The organism is Duganella sp. GW821-FHT01E12, assembly GCF_059422325.1.
The window spans coordinates 36,438-60,012 of sequence record NZ_JBWKWR010000007.1 but is presented as its reverse complement, the minus strand read 5'-3'; the positions used below and the strand labels follow the sequence as shown (position 1 = coordinate 60,012).

General features: G+C 64.0%; 23 protein-coding genes. 9 read left to right on the top strand and 14 right to left on the bottom strand.

Translation table 11 applies throughout. The features are described from left to right. Positions 1-50: 50 nt before the first annotated feature. Positions 51-1,031, bottom strand: a complete 981-nt coding sequence (locus AC07WS_RS19700; RefSeq protein ID WP_494730720.1) for a choice-of-anchor A family protein — start codon at positions 1,029-1,031, stop codon at positions 51-53. Between the two features lie 199 nt (positions 1,032-1,230). Here AC07WS_RS19700 and AC07WS_RS19695 point away from each other — a divergent pair, with 199 nt between their 5' ends. The 3 genes from AC07WS_RS19695 (at position 1,231) to serB (ending at position 6,627) form a co-directional block, all read left to right on the top strand. Then, complete coding sequence (locus tag AC07WS_RS19695; protein WP_161096431.1) at positions 1,231-2,169, top strand: 5'-nucleotidase; 939 nt, start codon at positions 1,231-1,233, stop codon at positions 2,167-2,169. A gap of 91 nt (positions 2,170-2,260) precedes the next feature. Further along, the gene (mfd, locus tag AC07WS_RS19690) at positions 2,261-5,713 is read left to right on the top strand and encodes a transcription-repair coupling factor (protein WP_494730719.1); all 3,453 of its coding nucleotides are present in this window, start codon (positions 2,261-2,263) and stop codon (positions 5,711-5,713) included. Positions 5,714-5,784: 71 nt separating this feature from the next. Continuing rightward, positions 5,785-6,627 (top strand): phosphoserine phosphatase SerB, encoded by an 843-nt coding sequence (gene serB, locus AC07WS_RS19685; protein WP_494730718.1) that lies wholly within the window; start codon positions 5,785-5,787, stop codon positions 6,625-6,627. 17 nt (positions 6,628-6,644) lie between these two features. Here serB and AC07WS_RS19680 read toward each other — a convergent pair whose 3' ends face one another. Further along, the gene (locus AC07WS_RS19680) at positions 6,645-6,974 is read right to left on the bottom strand and encodes a DUF3471 domain-containing protein (RefSeq protein WP_494730717.1); all 330 of its coding nucleotides are present in this window, start codon (positions 6,972-6,974) and stop codon (positions 6,645-6,647) included. A gap of 215 nt (positions 6,975-7,189) precedes the next feature. On the opposite strand from AC07WS_RS19680, the gene AC07WS_RS19675 reads away from it, so the two are divergent. Further along, positions 7,190-8,140 carry an aspartyl protease family protein gene (locus AC07WS_RS19675; RefSeq protein WP_494730716.1) on the top strand — a complete coding sequence of 317 codons (951 nt, stop codon included), beginning with the start codon at positions 7,190-7,192 and terminating at the stop codon, positions 8,138-8,140. A 12-nt stretch (positions 8,141-8,152) separates the two neighbouring features. Here AC07WS_RS19675 and AC07WS_RS19670 read toward each other — a convergent pair whose 3' ends face one another. From AC07WS_RS19670 to AC07WS_RS19650, 5 genes are all read right to left on the bottom strand, one after another. Then, positions 8,153-8,380, bottom strand: coding sequence for a DUF6434 domain-containing protein (locus tag AC07WS_RS19670; protein ID WP_494730715.1), 228 nt, complete (start codon positions 8,378-8,380; stop codon positions 8,153-8,155). A 5-nt stretch (positions 8,381-8,385) separates the two neighbouring features. Further along, positions 8,386-8,814 (bottom strand): GNAT family N-acetyltransferase, encoded by a 429-nt coding sequence (locus tag AC07WS_RS19665; protein ID WP_494730714.1) that lies wholly within the window; start codon positions 8,812-8,814, stop codon positions 8,386-8,388. 7 nt (positions 8,815-8,821) lie between these two features. Then, positions 8,822-9,274: a nuclear transport factor 2 family protein gene (locus AC07WS_RS19660; RefSeq protein WP_494730713.1), complete on the bottom strand. Its 453-nt coding sequence runs from the start codon at positions 9,272-9,274 to the stop codon at positions 8,822-8,824. An 18-nt stretch (positions 9,275-9,292) separates the two neighbouring features. Beyond that, positions 9,293-10,696, bottom strand: coding sequence for a serine hydrolase (locus AC07WS_RS19655; protein ID WP_494730712.1), 1,404 nt, complete (start codon positions 10,694-10,696; stop codon positions 9,293-9,295). An 82-nt stretch (positions 10,697-10,778) separates the two neighbouring features. Further along, positions 10,779-11,255 carry a low molecular weight protein-tyrosine-phosphatase gene (locus tag AC07WS_RS19650; protein WP_494730711.1) on the bottom strand — a complete coding sequence of 159 codons (477 nt, stop codon included), beginning with the start codon at positions 11,253-11,255 and terminating at the stop codon, positions 10,779-10,781. A 76-nt stretch (positions 11,256-11,331) separates the two neighbouring features. On the opposite strand from AC07WS_RS19650, the gene AC07WS_RS19645 reads away from it, so the two are divergent. From AC07WS_RS19645 to AC07WS_RS19635, 3 genes are read left to right on the top strand one after another with little or no spacing between them, the layout of a single operon-like run. Further along, on the top strand, positions 11,332-12,300 hold the full coding sequence (locus tag AC07WS_RS19645) for an AraC family transcriptional regulator (RefSeq protein WP_494730710.1): 969 nt from the start codon (positions 11,332-11,334) through the stop codon (positions 12,298-12,300). A 10-nt stretch (positions 12,301-12,310) separates the two neighbouring features. Further along, the gene (locus tag AC07WS_RS19640) at positions 12,311-13,243 is read left to right on the top strand and encodes an alpha/beta hydrolase family protein (RefSeq protein WP_494730709.1); all 933 of its coding nucleotides are present in this window, start codon (positions 12,311-12,313) and stop codon (positions 13,241-13,243) included. A 2-nt stretch (positions 13,244-13,245) separates the two neighbouring features. Further along, positions 13,246-13,614, top strand: a complete 369-nt coding sequence (locus AC07WS_RS19635; protein WP_494730708.1) for a DUF4870 family protein — start codon at positions 13,246-13,248, stop codon at positions 13,612-13,614. Positions 13,615-13,617: 3 nt separating this feature from the next. On the opposite strand, the gene hisC is transcribed toward AC07WS_RS19635, so the two are convergent. Both hisC and AC07WS_RS19625 read right to left on the bottom strand, forming a co-directional pair. Continuing rightward, positions 13,618-14,673, bottom strand: a complete 1,056-nt coding sequence (gene hisC / locus AC07WS_RS19630; RefSeq protein ID WP_494730707.1) for a histidinol-phosphate transaminase — start codon at positions 14,671-14,673, stop codon at positions 13,618-13,620. Then, a complete protein-coding gene (locus AC07WS_RS19625; protein WP_494730706.1) occupies positions 14,670-15,839 on the bottom strand; it encodes a cystathionine beta-lyase in 1,170 nt (389 codons plus the stop codon). The genes hisC and AC07WS_RS19625 overlap by 4 nt, the downstream gene beginning before the upstream one ends. 117 nt (positions 15,840-15,956) lie before the next feature. Between AC07WS_RS19625 and AC07WS_RS19620 the strand changes: the two genes are divergently transcribed. Further along, complete coding sequence (locus AC07WS_RS19620; protein WP_494730705.1) at positions 15,957-16,703, top strand: hypothetical protein; 747 nt, start codon at positions 15,957-15,959, stop codon at positions 16,701-16,703. 66 nt (positions 16,704-16,769) lie between these two features. Here the strand turns inward: AC07WS_RS19620 and rimO are convergent, their stop codons facing one another. Then, complete coding sequence (gene rimO / locus AC07WS_RS19615) at positions 16,770-18,161, bottom strand: 30S ribosomal protein S12 methylthiotransferase RimO (protein WP_494730704.1); 1,392 nt, start codon at positions 18,159-18,161, stop codon at positions 16,770-16,772. Between the two features lie 140 nt (positions 18,162-18,301). On the opposite strand from rimO, the gene AC07WS_RS19610 reads away from it, so the two are divergent. Further along, the gene (locus AC07WS_RS19610) at positions 18,302-19,309 is read left to right on the top strand and encodes a LacI family DNA-binding transcriptional regulator (RefSeq protein WP_494730703.1); all 1,008 of its coding nucleotides are present in this window, start codon (positions 18,302-18,304) and stop codon (positions 19,307-19,309) included. 19 nt (positions 19,310-19,328) lie between these two features. On the opposite strand, the gene AC07WS_RS19605 is transcribed toward AC07WS_RS19610, so the two are convergent. Genes AC07WS_RS19605 through AC07WS_RS19590 form a run of 4 tightly spaced genes read right to left on the bottom strand, consistent with a single transcriptional unit; the run spans position 19,329 to position 23,523 of the window. After that, positions 19,329-20,414 carry an ABC transporter ATP-binding protein gene (locus AC07WS_RS19605; protein WP_494730702.1) on the bottom strand — a complete coding sequence of 362 codons (1,086 nt, stop codon included), beginning with the start codon at positions 20,412-20,414 and terminating at the stop codon, positions 19,329-19,331. A gap of 2 nt (positions 20,415-20,416) precedes the next feature. Continuing rightward, positions 20,417-21,355: a carbohydrate ABC transporter permease gene (locus tag AC07WS_RS19600; protein WP_494730701.1), complete on the bottom strand. Its 939-nt coding sequence runs from the start codon at positions 21,353-21,355 to the stop codon at positions 20,417-20,419. Positions 21,356-21,387: 32 nt separating this feature from the next. Then, the gene (locus tag AC07WS_RS19595) at positions 21,388-22,272 is read right to left on the bottom strand and encodes a carbohydrate ABC transporter permease (protein WP_494730700.1); all 885 of its coding nucleotides are present in this window, start codon (positions 22,270-22,272) and stop codon (positions 21,388-21,390) included. A 3-nt stretch (positions 22,273-22,275) separates the two neighbouring features. Further along, positions 22,276-23,523, bottom strand: a complete 1,248-nt coding sequence (locus tag AC07WS_RS19590) for an ABC transporter substrate-binding protein (RefSeq protein WP_494730699.1) — start codon at positions 23,521-23,523, stop codon at positions 22,276-22,278. Positions 23,524-23,575 lie beyond the last annotated feature (52 nt).

Below are 23,575 nucleotides of genomic sequence, written 5' to 3'. Positions count from 1 at the left end.
AGAAACAAAAAAAGCCGCCGAAGCAGCTTTTTTGGCGACGCCTGTGCATATCAGGCGTTGCGGCGGCGGCGTGCGACCACGCCCATCAGCGCCAGGCCGCCCAGCAGCATGGCATAGGTTTCCGGTTCCGGCACTGGCGTCGCGACGTAGCCCTTGAACGGCTCGTAGCCGATTTCGACGGCGCTGACCAGGGCCTTGGCCACAACGCTGCCTTCCAGATGGCCGGCGCCCGACAGCACGGCGTTGTTAGCCAATACCGAGCCCCAGACGAAGGTATTGATCTTGACGTCGCTGGCGTCGTTCAGGTTGAACAGCACGTTGGCGCGCAGGTGCTCCAGCAGGCCGTCCTGGCCGCCGCCGAACACCACGTCGCCGCTGCCGGTGACGTTGATGACCACGGTGGCGCCATCCTTCACATTGCTCAGGGACAGATTGCTCAGGTTGCGGGTGTTGACGTTGAACACTTGCAGGCCGGCGCTGTTATTGCCCACCAGCTCGATGCCGCCGTTGGCGAAGTTGACGGTGCCGTTGGCGGCCTGGCTGTTCAGCGTGCTCGACAGGCCGGTCAGCTGGGTCTTGGCCGCGCCGAAGTTGGTGTAGGCCGAGATGTCGGCCTTGTTCAGCGTCAGGTAGTTCGACGACGAGTTGACGCCGCCATACACGCCGTAACCGTTGTAGTTCTTGGTGTACTCGGTGATCGGGCCGATCGAGGCGTTGGTGTTCACATTGGCCAGTGGCGCGGCATAGATGTCGCCGCCGTTCAGTTTGACGTTGCCGCCCACCACCAGGCTGGGCGCGGTCACGCCGTACGGGGTGCGGTAGCCGATCGACGCGCCCGAGGTGATGACGTTGCCGCCGACGGCCATGCGGCCTTCGATATCGGTGAAGTTACTGGCGTTGCCATAAAAATAGGCGCTGTAGGCCGAAGCCGGGCCCAGGTCGAAACTCGGGGCCGCTGCCTGGGCGGCGCACATGGCGCTCGCGCCCAGCACCAACGGCAAAATGCGGTGCATCAGAGTGGAAATGGTCATGGTATGTAATTGGTATGTTCGTTAGGAAACGGAGAAAACCCGCAAGCAAGGGCTAAATTATATCTCAATAACAACAGCAATGAGCTTATTGATAAGAAAAATATTTGACTTATATGACCAAAACAATACCAATAATATGCCGCGCGTGAAGAATGCGAATCGGTTAAAGTGATGCTAATTGCAATCCACCGACTAGACCATGGCCTACCCTATCGAGCACAAACTGGTGATCGGCATCGCCTCCAGCGCGCTGTTTGACCTGACCGAATCGCACAAAATCTACCTGGAAGGCGGCGCCGAGGAGTACCGCAAGTACCAGGAGCAGCACATCGACGTCATCCTGGGCAAGGGCGTGGCCTTCCCCTTCATCCGCCGCTTCCTCAACATCAACAAGCACTACGCGCAGTCGGCGCCGGTGGAGGTGGTGCTGATGTCGCGCAATTCGCCGGAGACCGGGCTGCGGGTGATGAATTCCATCGCCCACTACGGGCTGGACATCTCGCGCGCCTGCTTCGTCACCGGCAAATCGCCGTACAGCTACCTGCCGGCCTTCAATACCTCCCTGTTCCTGAGCGCCAACGAGGAAGACGTCCGCAACGCGCTGGAGGCCAACTATCCGGCCGGCCTGGTGCTGCCCTCGCGCACCGAGGACGACGACGACGAGGAATTGCGGGTGGCCTTCGACTTCGACGGCGTGATCGCCGACGACGAGTCCGAGACCGTCTTCAAGCGCAACAACGACGTCGACGAGTTCCATGCGCACGAGCGCGAGCGGGTCGCCATCCCGCACCAGCCCGGCCCGCTGGCCGACCTGTTCCAGAAGCTGTCGCTGATGCAGCGGCTGGAGGAGCGCGCCCAGCGCCGCGATCCGTCGTACAAGCGCATCCTGCGCATCGCCATCATCACGGCCCGCAGCGCGCCGTCGCACGAGCGGGTGGTCACCACCCTGAAGAGCTGGGGCGTGTCCGCCAACGAGACGTTTTTCCTCGGCGGCATGGAAAAGGCCCGGGTGCTGGGCATCTTCAAGCCGCACATCTTCTTCGACGACCAGCTCAGTCACCTGAAGTCGGCCGGCGGCAATATACCGATGGTCCATGTGCCCTTCGGAATAGCGAACCGGCCGCCCAAGCCGGCGTGAGCGGAGCGCGGCGGGGGGACGGGGCTTCGTCTATAATGTCGGCAGCGGCATCGCCCCTCCGGCGCTGCGTTGACGTCTCCCTAACCGTTGAATGTGTGTTGTGTCCCTGGTCTTAAAAAACTCCCTACCAAAACCCGGCACCCGCTTCGCCCTGCCTGCGCTGCATGGCTCGTCGGACGCCTATGCATTGGCGCTGACCGCGCTTGAACTCAAATCCCAGGGCCAGATGCTGGCCGTGATCGTCGCCAACGCCAGCGACGGCCAGCGCCTGCTCGACGAGATCCCATGGTTCGGCGGCGACCAGCTGCGCTGCCACCTGCTGCCGGACTGGGAAACCCTGCCCTACGACGCCTTCTCGCCGCACCAGGACCTGGTGTCCGAGCGCCTGGCCACGCTGCACGAAATCTCCAGCGGCCAGTGCGACGTGATGCTGGTGCCGGCCACCACCGCGCTGGTGCGCATGGCGCCGCCGTCCTTCCTGGCGGCCTACACCTTCTTCTTCAAGAAAGGCGAGTCGCTCGACGAGGCGCGCCTGAAGTCGCAACTGACCTTGGCCGGCTACACCCACGTGGCGCAGGTGATGTCGCCCGGCGAGTACTCGGTGCGCGGCGGCCTGATCGACCTGTTCCCGATGGGCTCCGCCCTGCCCTACCGGCTCGACCTGTTCGGCGACACCATCGAAACCATCCGCACCTTCGACGCCGACACCCAGCGCTCGCTGTACCCGGTCAACGAGGTGCGGCTGCTGCCCGGCCGCGAGTTCCCGATGGACGAGGCGGCGCGCACCACCTTCCGCAACCGCTGGCGCGAGCAGTTCGAAGGCGACCCTTCGCGCTCGGTGGTGTACAAGGACATCAAGAGCGGCATCGCCTCGGCCGGTATCGAGTACTACCTGCCGCTGTTCTTCGAAGAGACGGCCACGCTGTTCGACTACCTGCCGCAAGGCGCGGCGCTGGCCCTGGTGGGCGACATCGACGCCGCCATCAAGCGCTTCTGGACCGACACCGGCTCGCGCTACCGCTTCCTCAAGTCCGACCGCGACCGCCCGATCCTGGCGCCGGAAGCGCTGTTCCTGTCGGACGAGCAGTTCTTCACGCTGGCCAAGCCCTACGGCCGGCTGGTGGTGTCCAAGGATGCGGGCGAAGGCGCCTCCGAGCTGTCCGCGCCGGTGCCCAACATCGCCGTCAACCGCCACGACGACGACCCGCTGACCAATCTGCGCGCCTACCTGCTGCAGGCGGGCCGCCGCGTGATGATCTGCGCCGAGTCCAACGGCCGCCGCGAAACGCTGCAGCAGTACTTCACCGAATACGACCTGGCGCTGACGCCGGTCGAAGGCTACGAGGGCTTCGCCACCTCCAGCGCGAAGCTGATGCTGGGCGTGGCGCCGCTGCACGCCGGCTTCGAGTTGTCGACGCCGGACGAGAATCTGATTTTCGTCACCGAGACCGAGCTGTATGCGGGTTCCGGCCGCCGCGTCGGCAAGAAGAAGCAGGAAGCCGTCACCCAGGTCGAATCGATGGTGCGCGACCTGTCGGAGCTGAAGATCGGCGATCCGGTGGTGCACATCAACCACGGCATCGGGCGCTACATGGGCCTGACCAGCATGGACCTGGGCGAAGGCGAAACCGAATTCCTGCACCTGGAATACGCCAAGGACACCAAGCTGTATGTGCCGGTGTCGCAGCTGCACGTGATCTCGCGCTACTCCGGCGCCTCGCCGGAAGACGCGCCGCTGCACGCGCTGGGCTCCGGCGCATGGGAAAAAGCCAAGCGCAAGGCCGCCGAACAGGTGCGCGACACCGCCGCCGAACTACTCAACCTGTACGCCCGCCGCGCGCTGCGCCAGGGCCACTCGTTCGAATACTCGGCGCACGACTATGAGCGCTTCGCCGACAGCTTCGGCTTCGACGAAACGCCGGACCAGCAGGAAGCGATCAACAACGTCATCAAGGACATGACCTCTGGTAAGCCGATGGACCGGCTGGTGTGCGGCGACGTCGGCTTCGGCAAGACCGAGGTGGCGCTGCGCGCGGCCTTCATCGCCGTCATGGGCGGCAAGCAGGTGGCGATCCTGGCGCCGACCACGCTGCTGGCCGAGCAGCACGCGCAGACCTTCGCCGACCGCTTCGCCGACTGGCCGGTGCGCATCGCCGAAATGTCGCGCTTCCGCACCGGCAAGGAGATCACACAGGCGATCAAGGGCATGGCCGACGGCACACTGGACATCGTCATCGGCACCCACAAGCTGCTGTCGGACGACGTCAAGTTCACCCGCCTCGGCCTGGTCATCATCGACGAGGAGCACCGTTTCGGCGTGCGCCAGAAGGAAGCCCTGAAATCGCTGCGCGCCGAAGTGGACGTGCTGACGCTGACCGCCACGCCTATCCCGCGCACGCTGGGCATGGCGCTGGAAGGCCTGCGCGACTTCTCGGTGATCGCCACCGCGCCGCAAAAGCGCCTGGCGATCAAGACCTTCGTGCGCAGCGAGGGCGAATCGATCATCCGCGAGGCCTGCCTGCGCGAGCTGAAACGCGGCGGCCAGGTCTACTTCCTGCACAACGAGGTCGAGACCATCCAGAACCGCATGGCGATGCTGACCGAGCTGCTGCCGGAGGCGCGCATCGCCGTGGCCCACGGCCAGATGCACGAGCGCGACCTGGAAAAAGTGATGCGCGACTTCGTGGCGCAGCGCTACAACATCCTGCTGTGCACCACCATCATCGAGACCGGCATCGACGTGCCGACCGCGAACACCATCATCATGCACCGGGCCGACAAGTTCGGCCTGGCGCAGCTGCACCAGCTGCGCGGGCGCGTCGGCCGCTCGCACCACCAGGCGTACGCCTACCTGCTGGTGACGGACGTGCAGGGGCTCACCAAACAGGCGCAGCGCCGCCTGGACGCCATCCAGCAGATGGAAGAACTGGGCAGCGGCTTCTATCTCGCCATGCACGACCTGGAGATCCGCGGCGCCGGCGAAGTCCTGGGCGACAACCAGTCCGGCGAGATGACCGAGATCGGCTTCCAGCTGTATTCGGACATGCTGAACGAAGCGGTGCGCTCGCTCAAGGCCGGCAAGGAGCCGGACCTGGCGGCGCCGCTGGCCACCACCACCGAGATCAACCTGCACGTGCCGGCGCTGCTGCCTGCAGATTTCTGCGGAGATGTGCACGAACGGCTATCTATTTACAAGCGCATGGCCAACTGCAACGTCCAGGACAAGATCGACGACATGCAGGAAGAAATGATCGACCGTTTCGGCAAACTGCCAGACCCGGTCAAGGCCCTGATCGAGACCCACCGTTTGCGCATCGCCGCCAAAACCGTGGGCATCGTCAAGATCGACGCCCATGGCGAGGCGGCCACCCTGCAGTTCATGGCCAAGCCGCCGATCGACCCGATGCGCATCATTGAGCTGATCCAGAAGAACCGCCAGATCAAGCTCAATGGCCAGGACAAACTGAAGATCACCGCCGCCATGCCCGACCTGGCGGCACGTGTCGCCCAGATCAAAGGTGCAATCAAACAGTTGACCGCATGAGCCTTAACACGTAACTTGGGCACTTAGCCCAAAAAACGCTATACGCATTTATGAAGACTGCAAAAAACACTATGAATCTTGTGCTGCAAGGGTTGGACAACTGTAAGGCCAGGCTGGAACGCATCGCGGCGCTGACGGCGCCGAAAAACATCACCTGGATCAATGAGCGCGCACTGCGCTGCGAGGGCATCAGCTTCTCGCCGGCGCTGCGCCAGACCATCGAGGTGGCGGCCCAGGCGGCGCAGCTGGATGCGACCTACTCCATCGGCATGCACAAGATGAGCGAGTTCAAACTGGTCGCCATGGACATGGACTCCACGCTGATCACCATCGAGTGCATCGACGAAATCGCCGACATGCAGGGTCTCAAGCCGCAAGTGTCCGAGATCACCGAGGCGGCCATGCGCGGCGAGCTCGATTTTTCCGAAAGCCTGAAGCGGCGCGTGGCGTTGCTGGAAGGCCTGGAAGCGTCGGCGCTGGAGCGCGTGTATGTGGAACGCCTGCAGTTGTCGCTGGGCGCCGAGACCATGCTCAAGACGGTGCAGCAGGCCGGCCTGAAGACGCTGCTGGTGTCGGGCGGCTTCACCTTCTTCACCTCGCGCCTGAAAGAACGCCTGGGGCTGGACTACACCCACGCCAACGAACTGGAAATCGTCGACGGCCGGCTGACCGGCCGCGTGGTCGGCGGCATCGTCGACGCGGAAGAAAAGAAGCGCACCGTGGAGCGCGTGTGCGCGGAGCTGGGCATCGCACCGTCGCAGGCCATCGTCATGGGCGACGGCGCCAACGACTTGAAGATGATGAGCATCTCCGGCATGTCGGTGGCGTTCCGCGCCAAGCCGGTGGTGCGCGAGCAGGCCAACGTGGCGCTCAACTTCGTCGGCCTGGACGGCATCCTTCCGCTGCTGACCTGATCCCGCCAGGCGCCGGTTCAATCCTTCCGGCGCGCCACCTGCTCGGGCCCCGACAGGCGCACGCCGGCCACGTTGCCGTTGTCGCGCTGGTCGAACTCCACGCGCAGCCCGCCCCAGCGCGTCATGAACGCGCCCTTGCCCGCCGGCTCCAGCTCCACCGCCGGGCCGTTGTCCATCTGGGCGAACAGCTTCTTGCGGTGCTGCGTGACGGTCAGCGTGCGGCCGTCGGCCAGATCATACTGCCCCCTGAACTCTTGCAAGTCAGTCTCGCGCTGCGGTTTCTCGGCAGCGCCGGCGGCGCCGGCCATGCAGCAGCCCAGCATCAAAGCCCACACAAAAGTACGCATGATATGTCCCATCCCGGTCGATATCGCCATCGCTCGTAAAGTGGATGACAATACGATCACTCTAGACAAGAAAACCACCTTTTGCACGGGACATCCGACAGACAGCGGCTGCCGCCCGACGAACGGTTGGAATGCGGGGATGAAGTGCCGGCATAGGCTGCACAAAAGTTATCAAAAATGATAACATCAATGCCCACTCACCGCTCCCCTGACCCATGACCCGCCTCCTGCTCTGCGCCACCCTGCTAACGGCCGCCGCTTCCATCCATGCGGCCGAGTGCCGCTACACTGAATTGGCCGCGCTGGACATCAGCGTGGATCAACGCTTTTCCGACACGCCCTACCTGGACGCACAAATCAACGGCAAGTCCGTGCACATGCTAATCGATACCGGCGCCTTCAAGACCCTGCTGACGCGCGCGGAAGTCGACCGCCAGCAAATCACGCTCACCCGTACCAGCGAGGTTATACACGGCGTAGGAGGTCGCGCGGCGATGTTCTCGGCGCGCCCGAAGGAAGTGGTCATCGGCCCTTCGCGGGTGAGCCAAACTGCCTTCCCGGTGATCGAAGGCTTCGATTTTCCCGGCTACGGCGGCATCATCGGCGCCGACTATTTGCTGCAGGCCGACCTGGAAATCGCGCTGGCCGACAAGAAGCTCAAGTTCTTCCGCGGCGCAGGCTGCGACGACAAGTCGCTGGCCTACTGGGACCCCAACGCTTTGGACGTGCCGTTGGAAATCCCATCCGGCGACAGCCGCGCCCACGTGCCGGTATCGATCAACGGCACCAAGTTAATGGCCCTGATCGAAACTGGCGCTTCGATTTCGCTGATCGACCAGAACACCGCCGAGCGGCTGGGCTTCGACCCCGCCTCCGCCGACGCCGTCAAAGGCGGCAAGCTGCAAGGCGTCAACGGCAAGACCCGGCAATCGTGGATCGCCTCATTCGACAGCTTCGCCATCGGCGAGGAACAGATCGCCCATCCGCGCATCGCCGTCCTCGAACAGCAAAACGGCGACCTCGCCAACAGGGGGCACCAGATGATACTGGGCCGCGACTTCCTGCGCGCCCACCATGTACTGTTATCGCCCCGGCAGCAGCGCTTTTATTTTTCGTATCTGGGCGGGCCGGTATTCGCCGCCTCACAGCCAAAGGAAAAGCCATGAGCCGCCGCGCGACTAGCGCGTCGTAACGGAAGCCTGCCTGCGGCGCCGCTGCCATTCGTCCACCACATCGCCCATGCTGCGCGCGGCGCCGCTGCGTATCCACGCCATCAGGCTGCGGTCGAACGCGAAGCCGTCGCCGCATTGCTCGCGCATGAAGCGGCGCACGTTCTGCGTGCTGCGGTACGACGTATCCACCGGGGTGGCGCGCGAAATAGGCGCACCGTGCCAATCGAAAGCCATGTGCGTCACCCTTCCAGTTTTTTAGTCAACGCATAGCGCGCACCGCCCGGCGGAAAATCGGCCAAGCGGCTGAACACCGAGTAGCCGAGCTTTTCGTAGAACGGCAAGGCCTGGAAGCTGAGCGTTTCGACGAACGCGTTCTGGCAGCCGCGCCGCAAGGCCTCGCGCTCCGCGATCGTCATCAGCTCACTGCCGTATCCCTGTCCGCGCACGCTGTCGTCCAGCCACACCACTTGTATCTGCAACCATCCCAGGTAGGTGGCGCCGAGCAGGCCGCCAACCAGCTTGCCGCCGTCGTCCTTGACGGTGGCCACCAGGTAGTTCGGGGTGTCGCCATTGGCCTGCGCGGCGTTGTACTCGGTCAGACCCTTGACCAGCGCCTGCATGTCGCCGCCATCGGGCGCATCTTCCAGCTTGATGATGTATGTGCCCATGGCCCGCTCACTGCGGCTTGGCTGGACGGATGCCGGTGTACTGCGCCGACGCCAGCTTCCATTTGCCGCCCTCGTTCACCGCGACATAGCCGGCGCGCAGCGCGAAGTTCCGCTTCTCCGCATTGACCATCACGGTGCCGCTCAACTTGACGACAACGGTGCCGGTGTTGCCGAACATCTGGATCGACGGCTCCGTCACCTCCATTGTCGGCGTCTCGCGCTTGTTGGCCGGCAGGTAGAAGCCCAGCACCTTCTCGCGCGGGTCCACCTCGCCGAGCGGCGAAACTTCATAAAAATCACGGGTCACGATGGCGTCGATCTTCGACGGTTCGAAATCGCGCTGCGCCTCGGTGTAGCTCTGCACCAGTTTCAGCAACTGCTGCTGCGGCGCGGCTTCCTGCGCGTGCAACTGTGCCGCGGCCAGGGCGATGGTCGCCAGCAAAATGGATTTGAAGTTCATGCCGCCTCCTTAGCGTGCTTAGTGTGGTGCAGGCGCCGAAGCGTCTGCGTCGTTTTCCGCCGGTGCCGCTTCGGCGATGCGCGGCAGGCGCATGTTGCGGCCACCCTGCATCAGCGTCACCGCCTCCACCTTGCCGGCTGCGTCGCGGATCAACTCCAGCTGCGCGTCGACCTTGCGCAGGAATAGCTTGTCCGCCGACTCGGCGTAGATCGGCAGCGCGGCCTGGCCCTGCAGCTGCGTCGTCATGCCGCCGTTACCGGTGCGCAGCCACAGGCGGCGACCGTCCGGCATCGTGTAGGTGCCGGCGATGGCGGCCATCTGCTCCGCCGACAAGGCGATGTCCTTGCGCTCGGAAGGCAGCACATACGCCGCCCCGCGCGCGGTGGCGGTCAGCCCGGCCGTCAACGCTTCCAGCTGGCTGCCCTGGAAGTTACTGAGCACGATCACGCTGATCTTGTCGCCCATGCGGTAGTGCACCTCGGTGGCGAAGCCCGGAATGCCGCCGCCGTGGCCGACCTCCTTGCCGCCATCCTTCTGCTGTATGCCCAGACCGAAACCATAGCCCGATTGATAGGGCGTCGTCATCGCCTCCAGCGACGCCGGCGACAGCAGCTTGCCCTCATACAGGGCGCGCTGCCAGCGCAGCAGGTCACCGGTGGTCGAGTACAAGGCGCCGGCGCCCTGCGGCACGCTCATATCGATGTAGCTGGCGTTGGTCACGCCGTTCTTGCCGCGCGCGTAACCTGCGGCGCGGTTCGGCAGCACGGTGGCGTTCCAGTCGTAGCCGCTGTCCTTCATGCCGAGCGGGTCGAAGATATTCTTGCGCAGGAAGGCGTCGTAGCTTTCGCCGCTGACCTTCTCGATCAAGGCGCCCAGCAGCACGTAGCCCGTATTGCTGTAGTTGAAGCGGGAGCCGGATTCGAATTCCAGCGGCAGGTTGCGCACCAGCGCCACCACTTCCATCGGCTTCTTGGAAAACGGCTCGATCGATTCGTATTCCTTCACCGCCGTGAAGTTGGGGATGCCGGAAGTGTGATTCAGCAGCTGGAAGATGGTGATCCTGCTCCACGCGGCAGGCAGGTCGCTGAGGTATTTGCTGACCGGATCGGCGACATTGAGCTTGCCGCGCTCCTGCAGCAGCAGCACGCTGGCGGCGGTGAACTGCTTGGTCACGGAGCCCAGGCGGAATTTGGTGCTGGGCGCGTTGGGGATGTTCCATTCCAGGTTGGCGGAGCCGTAGCCCTTGTCCAGCAAGACCCGGTCGCCTTTGGCCACCAGCACCGTGCCGGAAAAATGGTCGTTGGCGACAGCCGTATCGACCAGCGCCTCCAGCCGCTTCAGGTCCTGCGCCTGCGCTGCGCCGCCGGCCAGCATGGCCGCAGCCAACCCCGCGGACAGCATCCACTTGCGATGTTGCGACATATTTTATCTCCCGTTGCGGATCGCTCTCGAATGGCGATCAACCGCCGTATGCTGCCATCAACTTATTTTTTTCGCAATCGCTTTATTTCGCCATCAGTGCGGCGATCAGGCCATCGGAGGCGTCCTCGATATAGTCCAGAACCATGTCGAAACCGCGCCCGCCGCCATAGTAGGGGTCGGGCACCACGTCGGAATCGCTGCGGCTGGCGTGCGCCATGAACAATCCCAGCTTGTGCCGGTGCTGTGGCGGACACGCCACTTCCAGCAGGCGCAGATTGTCGTGATCCATCGCCAGCACGAGATCGAAGGTTTCGAAGTCGCTGGCCGCCACCTTGCGCGAACGCTGCGCCGACAAATCGTAGCCGCGATTGGCCGTGTGCTCCATCGAACGCGCATCCGGCGGTTCGCCGACGTGGTAGCCGTGCGTGCCGGCCGAGTCGATGACGACGCGATCCGCCAGGCCGGCCGCCGCCGCGCGATGGCGGAACACGCCCTCCGCCGTCGGTGAGCGGCAGATATTGCCCATGCAGACAAACAGCACCGAAGTTTTCGCAGCCACGCCGGCTCCTTATATAATCAACACGATTGTATTTTATAGACTTTACTCCGCGGCCAAAGGCGCGCCGGAAAAATAAATGAGCCTCTCCAACGACCAGTCTCCCCGCGCGGAATACGCGCGCCGCATGAACCGCGTGCTGAACTACATCGACGCCCATCTGGACCAGCCGCTGGAACTGGCGCAGCTGGCCGACGTCGCCAACTTCTCGCGCTTCCACTTCCACCGCATCTTCCAGGCGTGGATGGGCGAAACGCTGGGCGACTATGCGCGCAGGCGCAGGCTGGAGAAGGCGGCCTTCCGCCTGAGCTGCACGCCGCCCGAGTCGGTGTTGGAGACGGCGCTGGCGACCGGCTTCGGTTCCGGCGAAGCGTTCGCGCGCGCCTTCAAACTCAGGTTCGGCTGCACGCCGACCGAGTGGCGGCGCGACACGCGCGAACGCCTCGCCTCGCAAGCACTGGGCGGTGCGCGTAACGCGGAGAGCAATCTGGATCAGATGTTAAGCAAGTACGATCAGACGCCGCAAACCGGCATCGGCGACGATGACATCTCCAACAACCAATCAGGAGATTTCAACATGGACGTTAAAGTGATCGACTTGCCGGCCGCGCGCGTGGCCTATCATCGCCACATCGGCCCATACGGCCCGGCCATCGGCGCCTTCTGGAGCAGCGTAGTCGGGCCGTGGGTGCAGTCGCACGGCTTCGGCCAGGCGCTGTGCTACGGCGTCGGTTATGACGACCCGACCGTCACTCCCGCCGACAAATGCCGCTACGACGCCTGCGTGACCGTGCCCGACACCTTCACCGCCGCCGGCTCGGCCGACATCACCACCCTGCCCGGCGGCCGCTATGCCGTCGGCCGCTTCGAGGGCCAGACCGCCGACATCGCCGACGCCTGGACCTGGATGACGCGCAACTGGCTGCCGTCGAGCGGCTTGCAGTGCGACGACCGGCCTTGCTTCGAGATGTTCAGGCCCGACCTGGCGTTCAATCCGCAGACCGGCGCCATGACCTGCGACATCTGCATTCCCGTTCATCCGCTGTAAGGAGCAAGGCATGACGCATGTATGTGGCTGTCGCCTGATCGACATCGACGACGCGGTACAAGGCGCGGTGGTGCCGCTGGCGTTGCTCTATCCCGCCGTCGGCGTCGAGACGGCCGAGCACTTCGGCCCGTACATGCTGGACGTCGCCATCGATGCGCCGCCGGCCACCGGCGCGCATCCGTTGGTGCTCATCTCGCACGGTAACTCCGGCACGCCGTGGGCTTACCGCGAGATGGCCAGGCATCTGGTGCGTTCCGGCTTCGTGGTGGCGCTGCCCGCCCACACGGGCAATACGCGGCACGACAACAGCCTGGCCGGCACCGCCGCCAACCTGGCCAACCGGCCGCGCCACGTCACGCTCGCCATCGACGCGGCGCTGGCCGATCCGGTATTGCGCGCCCATATCGCCGGCGACGGCGTGGCCGTCATCGGCCATTCGATCGGCGGCTACACGGCGCTGGCGGTGGCCGGCGGCCAACCCTGGTCCGGTCCGCGCGAGAGCATGGACGGGAAGCCGCAGCCGGTTCCCGTGCGGGCCGACCCGCGCGTGTGCACGCTGGTGCTGCTCAATCCCGCCACGTTCTGGTTCATTCCCGGATCGCTGCGGGCGGTGCAGGTGCCGATACTGATGCGCACCGGCGAAAAGGACGAGATCACGCCGGCCGAGCATGCGGAAAAAATCATCGCCGGCGTGGCCGACGCCGCGCTGGTCGAGCACCGTGAAATTGCCGGCGCCGGACACTTCGCCTTCATGAGCAAATTCCCGCCCGAGATGACGCGGCCGAACTTCAAGCCCTCGCAAGACCCGCCCGGCTTCGACCGCGCAGCCATCCAGCCGGAACTGTTTGCCGACGTGACCGCGTTCCTTCAGCGGACGTTGGCTGCGCGCCGCGCAATCCGCACTGCGGCTATACTGCACAACATTACTCAACCAAAGGAGTGATCATGTCGCAAGAACTGGTACTGGATAGCCGTCTCGACTCGGCCAAGACCACCGCCTGGTGGCTGTATGTCGTCCACGCGGTGAGCTTCCTGTTTTCGCTCGGACTGTTTTCCGTCATCCCGCTGGCGATCAACTACATGCAGCGGCCCGACACCGCCGGCACCTTCGTCTACAGCCATCACAGCTGGATGATCCGCTCGTTCTGGTGGTACGTCGTATTCGTGGTCGTGGGCGCGCTGCTGTTCGTCACCATCATCGGCATACCGCTGGCCTACCTGGTCTGGTTGGGCGCGTGGCTGTGGAAGGCATATCGCCTGATCAGCGGCTTGCAGCGCTTGAACCGCAACGAGCCCGCCGCCATCAGCGATTGACGCTTACACGATCGCCTTCAGCGCCTCGACCAGCTTCGCGCATTCTTCATCCGTGCCGATGGAGATGCGCAGGAACTGGTCGATACGCGCCTGCTTGAAGTGCCGCACGAGGATCGCCCGCTCGCGCAGCCCGGCCGCCAGTTGCGCCCCGTCGCGCCGCGGATGGCGGGCGAAGATGAAGTTGGCCTGCGAAGGCAGCACCTCGAACCCCAGCGCCTGCATCTGCGCGGTCAGCCACGCGCGGGTGGCGATGATGGCTTGCGACGTCTGCGCCATATGCGCCGCATCGTCCAGCGCCGCCAGCGCGCCGGCCTGCGCCACCTGCCCCAGCGGATAGCAGTTGAAACTGTTCTTCACCCGCTCCAGTCCCGCGATCAGGTCGGGATGGCCGACAGCGTAACCCACCCGCAGCCCGGCCAGCGAGCGCGATTTGGACAGCGTCTGCACCACCAGCAGATTGTCGTGGCGGCCCAGCAGCGCGATGGCGCTTTGGCCGCCGAAGTCGACATACGCCTCGTCGATCACCACCACCTGATCGGGATGCGCGGCCAGCAGCGCCTCGATCCGCTCCAGCGGCAGGCCGATGCCGGTCGGCGCGTTCGGGTTGGCGATGATGATGGCGCCGCACGGCTGCCGGTAGTCCTCGACATCGATCTCATACCGCTCGTTCAGCGGCACCTGCACCGCCTCGATGCCGTACAAGCTGCAATAGGTCGGATAGAAGCTGTAGCTGATGTCCGGGCAAAGCAGCGGCAGCTCGTGCTTGAGCAAGGCGTGGAAGGTATGCGCCAGCACCTCGTCCGAGCTGTTGCCGACGAAGACCTGCTCGCGCGTCAAGCCGAAACGCCGCGCCACAGCATCCTTCACGACCACGTTGGCCGGATCCGAATACTTGCGCAGCTGGTCGCCGACCGCCGCCTGCATCGCCGCTATCGCCTTGGGCGACGGGCCATAAGGATTCTCGTTGGTGTTGAGTTTGACCAGACCGGGCATCTGCACCTGCTCGCCCGGCGTGTACGGCGTCAGGCCGTGGACCACGTCGCTCCAGAAGCGGCTCATTGCAGCGCTCCCAGCGCGCGCTCGATGTCCGCGATCAGATCGTTGACGTCCTCCAGGCCGACATTGAAGCGCACCAGGATGCCCTTGCCCTGCCAGTCCTTGCGCATGTGCTGGATACGGTAAGGCATCACCAGGCTGTTGGCCCCACCCCAGCTATAACCGATCTTGAAGAACTTGAGAGAGTCGATGAAGCGGTCGGTCTGCTCCTCGGTATAACGTTCGTCGAACAGCACCGAGAACAAACCGCCGGCGCCGCTGAAATCGCGCTTCCATATCTCGTGGCCGGGGCAATCGGTGAAGGCCGGATGCAGCACCTTCGTGATCTCCGGGCGCGCCTGCAACCACGCGGCCAACTTGCGCGCCGCCGCGTCGTGCGCGTCGAAGCGCAGGCGCATGGTCGGCAGGCCGCGCGAGACCAGATAGGCGTCGTCCGCGCCGACGCCCATGCCCAGCCGCATATGCGAGAGACTGAGCCGCTCGTGCAGCGCCGGATCGCGCGTGATCACAGCGCCCATCAGCACATCCGAGCCGCCGGACTGGTACTTGGTCAGCGCCTGCATGATGATGTCGACGCCGAGGTCGAAGCCCCGCAGCGCCAGGCCGGCGGACCACGTGTTATCCAACGCGACCACCACGCCACGCTCGTGCGCCGCCTTGCAGATGGCCAGCAGGTCCGGCACTTCCATCGACACCGAACCCGGCGCCTCGGTCCAGATCAGCTTTGTGTTCGGCTGGATCAGCGCGGCGATGCCCTCGCCGATCAGCGGATCGTAGTAGCGCGCGGTGATGCCGAAATCGGCCGACAGCCAGCGCCCCAGTTCACGATTAGGGTTGTAGACGTTATCGGGCAACAGCACATCGTCGCCGGCCTTGAGCAGCGCGAAGTCGACCATCGCGATGGCCGCCAGTCCGCTCGGCGCCAGCAGGCAGTACTTGCCGTCCTCGATCTCGGCCAGGCGCGCTTCCAGCGTGAAGGTGGTCGGCGTGCCGTGCAGGCCGTAGGTATAGGCGTTCTTCTCTTTCCAGTCGCCCGAGCGCATGGCCGCCACGTTCTTGAACAGCACCGTCGAGGCATGGTGGATGGCGCCGGGGAATGCGGCGAAGCCTTCCGGGGCCTGGTAGTCGGTATGTACGAGCGCGGTCTGTGGGGATTTTTTGATGGTCATGGCCTGATTATAAACGCTTTGCCCCGTCAAACCTCGCTTCAAACTATCCGCTTTAATGGCCGTCGCCGCCACGCTGCGCCATCCATTGACGATGCATTCAACACATGCTAATTTGACATGGCTTTGGTGAAAAAATATTTTTTCAACCCGGATCTGGAGTTCAATATGCCTGTGAGGGACCGAATCAATACCTACGAAATGGTTAACGCCCTTAAGACAACCCCTTTGGTTGTTTTGCAAAATCACCCTCTGATGGTCGCGCTGCCGCCAGGCGACGTAACGGAACAATCGCAGATTGCGTTCTCCCTCACAAACGGCAATATATTAATCGGCACCGTCGCACCGAATAACGGCACCACGGTTGTGATCAGGGCCTTGGTCACACCGACCCGCAACTGGAATTCGCCTCATCGATTCACTGCGCTGCAACGCTTCAATCCAATTGCCGAGGACCTTTGGGTTACCGAAAGGCAGACCGGCTGCAGTCTGATTATCCTGGATTGGGGCGGACAGATGTCGATGGGGCACCTGTTACCCCATCCGCAGGCCAACTATAACCGGGTAAATCGATACATCCTCGATCACGCACCGCTCACGGCTTATGCGGAGATACAAAGACAAAGTCTGAAGCCCGAAGTAACGCAGTTGGTTGAGGCCTCCAAGATTGGCGGAGTGAATCCACAACGCTATATCCTGGTTCAATCAAATCACGCCGCAGTCAACCAAAAAAACCTGAATGTGATTGGCATAAGAAGTAACGGGCAAATGAACTTTTACATGCAGACCAATACGGCCGGGGGGCGGACAGTGCAACAGTTGCGGTGGACAGCCTGGCGTCCCTACGTGCCTTATTTCACGTACTGAAGCCCGCCCGCAAAAAAAAACAGACCGCGTTTCCGCAGTCTGCTTATCGTGCCAACGGCAGCTGGCTTATTGGGCCTCGCCCCACAGGTCGTGGGCGTCGGACGTGGTGATCTTCACGTCGACGAACTGGCCGACGGCTAGCTTCTTGTGCGGTTCGTACGGCGGCTTGACGTACACCACGCCGTCGATTTCCGGCGCGTCCGCGCTGGAGCGGCCCACGCCGCCGCTGCGGTTGACTTCATCGATCAGCACGCGCACGGTCTTGCCGACCTTGGCCTTCAGGCGCGCCTTCGAGATCTCTTCCTGCAGCAGCATCACGCGGCCACGGCGCTCTTCGCGCACTTCCTCCGGCACCGGATTGGCCAGTTCGTTGGCGGTCGCGCCTTCCACCGGCGAGTAGGCGAAGCAGCCCAGTCGGTCGATCTGCGCTTCCTTCAGGAAGTCCAGCAGGTATTCGAATTCGGCCTCGGTCTCGCCTGGGAAGCCGGCAATGAAGGTCGAACGGATGGTCAGGTCCGGATTCATCCTGCGCCAGGCCTGGATGCGGTCCAGGTTTTTCTCGCCGCTGGCCGGACGCTTCATGCGCTTGAGCACATCGGGATGCGCGTGCTGCATCGGGATGTCCAGGTAAGGCAGCACGTGCTCGCCCATCATTGGAATGACCTGGTCGACGTGCGGGTATGGATAGACGTAATGCATGCGCACCCAGGCGCCGTACGACTTGGCCAGCTCGCCCAGCGCTTCCATCAGCTGCGTCATGTGGGTCTTGACCGGACGGCCGTTCCAGAAGCCGGTGCGGAATTTGACGTCCACGCCGTAGGCCGAGGTGTCCTGCGAAATCACCAGCAGTTCCTTGACGCCGGACTTGAACAGGTTTTCAGCTTCCAGCAGCAGCTCGCCGATCGGGCGCGACACCAGGTCGCCGCGCATCGACGGGATGATGCAGAACGAGCAGCGGTGGTTGCAGCCTTCGGATATCTTCAGGTAGGCGTAGTGCTTGGGCGTGAGTTTGATGCCCTGCGCCGGAATCAGGTCGAGGAAAGGCTCGTGCGGCTTGGGAAGGTGCAGGTGGACCGAGTCCATCACCTCCGCCAGCGCGTGCGGGCCGGTCACGGCCAGCACCTTCGGGTGCACCTTCATGATGATGTCGTCGCCGGCCGCGTCTTTTTTCGCGCCCAGGCAACCGGTCACGATCACCTTGCCGTTTTCGGCCAGCGCTTCGCCGATGGCGTCCAGCGATTCCTGCACGGCGGCGTCGATGAAGCCGCAGGTGTTGACGATGACCAGATCGGCGCCGTCGTAGGACTTGGCCGTCTCGTAGCCTTCGGCACGCAGTTGGGTCAGGATCTGTTCGGAGTCGACCAGCGCCTTGGGGCAGCCGAGCGATACGAAGCCGACTTTAGGCGCGGGCGCGCCGGCTGCGGGCTTGGGGAGACGGGAGAGTGGTTGCGATTGCATGATAGGTTGCTTTATACGCCATGAAAATTACGAGCAATCGAGCATTATACCCCATTCGCCATAGGGAGATCATGCTAGGATGGAGGCCAACCCAGTGGCCCGCATCGGCGCTGCATTCACCACCCAGTCCAGGAGAATTCGTGGCAACGCTGAAAGACGTCGCAGTGCTCGCCGGTGTAGGCATGTCGACAGCATCGCGCGCCATTTCAGGCGCCGGGCCGGTATCGGCGGAGGCGATGAAAAAAGTCCAGGCCGCGATTGAACAGCTCAACTTCCGCCCCTCCTCCATCGGCCGCTCGTTGTCGGCGCAGTCGCTGGGCATGATCGGGATCTTCACGCCGTCCTTCTTCGGCGCCTACTACGGCACCATCCTCAAACAGACCGACGTCGAACTGCGCGCCATGCGCCGCCACGTGGTGGTGGCCACCGGCTGCGGCGACGGCACGCCGCGCGACGAGGCGCTGGAGGCGGTCAAGTTCCTGATCGGCCGGGATTGCGACGGCATCGTCGTGCTGGGGCACGACCTGTACGACGAGGACCTGGTCGCGCTGCATAAAATGCATCCGAAGATGGCCTTCCTCAACCGCCGCAGCGCGCAGCTGCCGGAGGCTTCGTTCTGTCCCGACCATTTTCACGGCGGCGAACTGGCTGCGCGCACCTTGCTGCAGGCCGGCCACCGCGAACTGGCGGTGATCTCCGGCCCGGCCGCGACATCGGACAACAAGGAGCGGCTGGACGGCTTCTTCGCCGAACTGCGGCGCCACGGCATCGGGCGTTCGACGGTGCGCCTGATCGAATCGGACTTCTCGCGCGAGGGCGGCTTCGGCGCCACGCAGCAGTTGATCAACGAAGGCCGCCAGTTCATGGGCCTGTTCTGCGCCAACGACGAGATGGCGGTCGGCGCCCTGTCCTGCCTCCACCGCGCCGGCGTCAGGGTGCCGGACGAAGTCTCCGTCATCGGCTATGACGACGACTACTCGGCTGAATATACATCGCCGGGACTGACGTCGGTCCACATCCCGATGGAACAGCTGACGCAGAACGCCGTGCGCTGGCTGCTCAACCTGTGCTACGGCACCCAGCACGAAATCGTCCGCGACCTCCCGGTCACGGTGACGATGCGGGGCTCGGTCGCACCGCGCGCCTGAAGCGGCGCGGCGGCCGGGTTCAGAGCCGCTGTTCGCTGGCCCCGTCGAATAGCGACACGCGCTGGGTGCGGATCGAGAAGCTGAGTTCCTGCTCGGTCTCGATCTGCTGCTGGTCCTGCACGATGCCGGCGACCTGGGTGCCGTGGAAGTCCAGCCACAACACGCGATGCGCCCCCATCGCCTCGACCAGCGACACCGATGCGCATACCGCGCTGCCGGCGCCGTCGCAATTGCCGATGTCGATGTCCTCGGGCCGCACGCCCAGCACGCATTCGTGCTTGCCGGCCCGCGGCTGCTTGAACGGATAATCCGTCACATCGACCGACAGGTGTTCGTTGCGGAACAAGGTGCGCCCGCCCGCCTGTTCCAGCCAGCCCTTGAACAGGTTCATGCCCGGCGAACCGAGGAAGGTGGCGACGAACAGATTGGCCGGCTCGTTGTAGATATTGGCCGGCGTGTCGAACTGCTGTACCACGCCGCCCTTCATCACCGCCATGCGCTGCGCCAGCGTCATCGCCTCCACCTGGTCGTGGGTCACGTAGATCATGGTGGCGCCGAGCTGCTTGTGCAGCTGCTTCAACTCGCGCCGCAGTTCGGTGCGCAGCTTGGCGTCCAGGTTGGAGAGCGGCTCGTCGAACAGCATCACGTCGGCCTCGCGCACGATGGCGCGGCCGATCGCCACGCGCTGGCGCTGGCCGCCGGACAGGTTGGCCGGCTTGCGCTTCAACAGCGGGCCCAGTTGCAGCATGTCCGAAGCGCGCGTAACGCGGCGGGCGATTTCCGCTTGCGGCGTGCCGTTGATGCGCAGGCCGAAGGACATATTGGCCTCCACGTTCATGGTCGGATACAGCGCATAGGACTGGAACACCAGCGCGATGCCGCGGTCCTTGGGGTCGGCCCAGGTCATGTCCTTGCCGCCGATTTCGATCTGGCCGGAGGTGGTGTCGATCAGGCCCGCGATAGAATGCAGCAGCGTCGATTTGCCGCAGCCCGATGGCCCGAGCAGCACCACGAACTCGCCGGCCTTCACGTCCAGGTTGAGCGACTCGATCACCTTGTTGCCGCCCAGCTGAATCTGTAAATTGCGAATAGCTACGTTAGACATGTTTAACCCTTCACAGCGCCGGAGGCGATGCCGCGCACGAACCAGCGGCCGGAAATGAAATAGAGAGCCAGCGGCACCAGCGACGTCAGGATGGTCGCGGCCATGTTGACGTTGTACAGGCGCTCGCCGGTGGTGGTGTTGATGATGTTGTTCAGCTGGACCGTCATCGGCAGATGATCGGAACCGGCGAACACCAGGCCAAGCAGGAAGTCGTTCCAGATGCCCGTGACCTGCATGATCACGGCCACCACGATCACCGGCGTCGACATCGGTAGCATCAGCTGCAGGAAGATGCGCCAGAAACCGCCGCCGTCGATGCGGGCGGCCTTGAACAGCTCCATCGGCAAGCCCGCGTAGTAGTTGCGGAACAGGAGCGTCATCACCGGCATGCCGAAGATGGTGTGGATCAGCACAATGCCGGGCAAGGAACTGAACAGGTTCACGGCGGCCAGCACGCGCACCAGCGGATAGACCATCACCTGCACCGGGATGAAGGCGCCCATCATCAGGATGGCGAACAGCAGCCCGGCGCCGCGCGGACGCCAGAACGACAGCGCATAGCCGTTCACCGCGCCGATGGCGATCGACAGCACGGTGCTCGGCACCACGATGGCGACCGAGTTCCAGAAGCCTCCGCGTATGCCGTTGCATTCCAGGCCGGTGCAGGCGGACTGCCATGCTTGCAGCCATGGCTCCAGCGTCGCGTGCATCGGCAGCGCGAACAGTGTGCCGAGGCGGATCTCCTCCATCGGCTTGACCGACGTCACCAGCATCACGTACAGCGGCAGCAGGAAGAACAGCGCGGCCACGATCAAAAAGCCGTAGACGCCGATGCGTGCCGGCGTCCACGCCAGCTTGCGGCGCGGCTTGACGGCGGTGGGTGCGGCTATGGTGCTGTCGTTGGCGGCGCCACCCGGCGCCACGCCTGCTGCTTTGTCCATTACTACCTTATCGAGTTTGACGGCCTGTCCCATCACGCCCCCTTGGCCGCGCGGCGGTTGCGCACATAGTACAGCGGCGCGACGATGGCCAGCACGGTCGCCAGCAGCACGATCGACGCGGCCGACGCGAGGCCGATATTGGCGCGGCCGAACAGGTAGTCCATGATGAACTTGGCCGGCACCTCGCTGGCCGTGCCTGGGCCGCCCTGCGTCATCGCGACGACGGCGTCGAACACCTTCACCACCATCACGAACAGCAGCACGAACGCGGTCGATACCGAAGGCCCGAGCATCGGCAGCACGATGCTGACGTAGACGCGCCAGCGCGGGATGCCGTCGATGCGGGCGGCCTTCCACAATTCCTCGTCCACCCCGCGCAGGCCGGACAGCATCAGCGCCATCACCAGGCCCGAAGCCTGCCACACGGTGGCGATGACGATGGTGTAGATCGCCATGTCCTGGTCGACGATCCAGTCGAACGTGGCGCCGGCGAAGCCCAGCTTGTGCAGCACTTCCTGGATGCCCAGTTCGGGATTGAGTATCCACTGCCAGATCAGGCCCGTCGCCACGAACGACATCGCGTACGGATACAGGAAGATGGTGCGCAGCGCGCCTTCGGCCATCACCTTCTGGTCGATGAACACGGCCAGCAGGAAGCCGATAATCAGGCAGGCGGCGATGAACAGCACCCCGTACACGGCCACGTTCTGCAGCGACAGCAGCCAGCGCTCGTTGTTGAACAGGCGGATGTACTGCGAGGCGCCGACAAAATCGCTGGCCGGGAAGGTGCGCGAGCTGCTGACCGACACGCGGGCCGTCCACAGCATCGTGCCCAGGTAGGCCAGCAGCACCGTCAGCGCCATCGGGATCATGGCGATGTAAGCGGCGAAGGAGACGCTTTGACGCTTCTTGGCCATGGCTTATTGGTCCTTCAGCGCGCGGGCGAAGGCTTTCTGCGCGTCTTCCGGCGACTGGTTCTTGTTCCAGTAGCTGGTCAGCACATCCTGCAGGGCGCCGGTGGTGTCCGGAGTCGCCAGCATTTCGGAGTTGGGCAGCTGGCGGCTCTTGTCCTTGATGATGGCCAGGCCCTGCTTCGCGCAGATGTCCAGCGTGGATTCATCGACGTCGCCACGGATCGGGATCGCGCCCTTGCGCGAGTTAAAGGCCACCTGCGCGGCCGGCGAGGTGACCACCGTGGCCAGCAGCTTCTGCGCCTTGACGGCGTTGGCGTCGCTGGTTTTCGGGAAGACGAAGGCGTCGCCCGCGACGATGTACGGCGCCTTCGGCCCGAAGCCGGGGAAGCAGCCGAAGTCCTTGCCCGCCACCTGCTTGGCCGACGAGAACTCGCCCTTGGCCCAGTCGCCCATGATCTGCACGCCGGCCCTGCCGCTGACGACCATGGCCGTCGCGTCGTTCCAGTTGCGGCCCGGCGAACCCGCATCCACAAAGGCTTTCAGCTTTTTGAAGTCGACCAGCACCTGCTTGAAGGCCGGCGACATCACGGCCTTCTGGTCGCGGTCGCGGTACACCTTCAGATACAGGTCGGCGCCGCCCACCATCGCGAAGATGGCGTCGAAGGTGATCTTCTCCTGCCATACCTGGCCGCCGAAGGCCAGCGGCACCAGGCCTGCAGCCTTCAGCCTGGCCAGCTGCGCCAGGAACTCGTCCCAGGTCTGCGGCTCATTGGCGATGCCGGCTTTTTTATACGCGGCCTTGGAGTAGAAGAACCAGGCCGGCATGTGGATGTCCACCGGCGCGGCGTAGAAGTGGCCGTTGATCTTGATCGCGGCCAGTATCGACGGCGGCATGATCTGGTCCCACTTGCCGGCGGCTGCCACGTCGTCCACGTTGTTCAGCAAACCCTGCTCGACGAAATCGCGGAACTGCTTGGAGGTGTTGAACTGCGCCGCCGTCGGCGCATTGCCGCCGACGATGCGGTTGATGGTGGTGGCGCGCGACTGGTCGGCGCCGGCGATGGCGTTGTCGATCCAAAGTCCGCCGGCCTTGTTGTAGGCGTCCGCGAACTGCTTGACCGCCTGGGATTCGCCGCCCGAGGTCCACCAGTGGATCACGGTCGCCTTCAATGGCGCGGGCGCCTGCGCGCAGGCCGCGCCGCACGCCACCAGCGCGAGCGCGACGGCGCTCCCCAGTGTTGTAGCCTTAATCATTCTGTCTCCTGTGGGCGTCGAGCGCCCATTTTATGCGGATGGCTGCCGGATG

Bases quoted from the DNA above. Each gene is read 5' to 3' on its own strand.
- AC07WS_RS19700 (WP_494730720.1), bottom strand. From the start codon at position 1,031: ATGACCATTTCCACTCTGATGCACCGCATTTTGCCGTTGGTGCTGGGC.
- AC07WS_RS19695 (WP_161096431.1), top strand. From the start codon at position 1,231: ATGGCCTACCCTATCGAGCACAAACTGGTGATCGGCATCGCCTCCAGC.
- mfd (WP_494730719.1), top strand. From the start codon at position 2,261: ATGTGTGTTGTGTCCCTGGTCTTAAAAAACTCCCTACCAAAACCCGGC.
- serB (WP_494730718.1), top strand. From the start codon at position 5,785: ATGAATCTTGTGCTGCAAGGGTTGGACAACTGTAAGGCCAGGCTGGAA.
- AC07WS_RS19680 (WP_494730717.1), bottom strand. From the start codon at position 6,974: ATGCGTACTTTTGTGTGGGCTTTGATGCTGGGCTGCTGCATGGCCGGC.
- AC07WS_RS19675 (WP_494730716.1), top strand. From the start codon at position 7,190: ATGACCCGCCTCCTGCTCTGCGCCACCCTGCTAACGGCCGCCGCTTCC.
- AC07WS_RS19670 (WP_494730715.1), bottom strand. From the start codon at position 8,380: ATGGCTTTCGATTGGCACGGTGCGCCTATTTCGCGCGCCACCCCGGTG.
- AC07WS_RS19665 (WP_494730714.1), bottom strand. From the start codon at position 8,814: ATGGGCACATACATCATCAAGCTGGAAGATGCGCCCGATGGCGGCGAC.
- AC07WS_RS19660 (WP_494730713.1), bottom strand. From the start codon at position 9,274: ATGAACTTCAAATCCATTTTGCTGGCGACCATCGCCCTGGCCGCGGCA.
- AC07WS_RS19655 (WP_494730712.1), bottom strand. From the start codon at position 10,696: ATGTCGCAACATCGCAAGTGGATGCTGTCCGCGGGGTTGGCTGCGGCC.
- AC07WS_RS19645 (WP_494730710.1), top strand. From the start codon at position 11,332: ATGAGCCTCTCCAACGACCAGTCTCCCCGCGCGGAATACGCGCGCCGC.
- AC07WS_RS19640 (WP_494730709.1), top strand. From the start codon at position 12,311: ATGACGCATGTATGTGGCTGTCGCCTGATCGACATCGACGACGCGGTA.
- AC07WS_RS19635 (WP_494730708.1), top strand. From the start codon at position 13,246: ATGTCGCAAGAACTGGTACTGGATAGCCGTCTCGACTCGGCCAAGACC.
- hisC (WP_494730707.1), bottom strand. From the start codon at position 14,673: ATGAGCCGCTTCTGGAGCGACGTGGTCCACGGCCTGACGCCGTACACG.
- AC07WS_RS19625 (WP_494730706.1), bottom strand. From the start codon at position 15,839: ATGACCATCAAAAAATCCCCACAGACCGCGCTCGTACATACCGACTAC.
- AC07WS_RS19620 (WP_494730705.1), top strand. From the start codon at position 15,957: ATGGCTTTGGTGAAAAAATATTTTTTCAACCCGGATCTGGAGTTCAAT.
- rimO (WP_494730704.1), bottom strand. From the start codon at position 18,161: ATGCAATCGCAACCACTCTCCCGTCTCCCCAAGCCCGCAGCCGGCGCG.
- AC07WS_RS19605 (WP_494730702.1), bottom strand. From the start codon at position 20,414: ATGTCTAACGTAGCTATTCGCAATTTACAGATTCAGCTGGGCGGCAAC.
- AC07WS_RS19600 (WP_494730701.1), bottom strand. From the start codon at position 21,355: ATGGACAAAGCAGCAGGCGTGGCGCCGGGTGGCGCCGCCAACGACAGC.
- AC07WS_RS19595 (WP_494730700.1), bottom strand. From the start codon at position 22,272: ATGGCCAAGAAGCGTCAAAGCGTCTCCTTCGCCGCTTACATCGCCATG.
- AC07WS_RS19590 (WP_494730699.1), bottom strand. From the start codon at position 23,523: ATGATTAAGGCTACAACACTGGGGAGCGCCGTCGCGCTCGCGCTGGTG.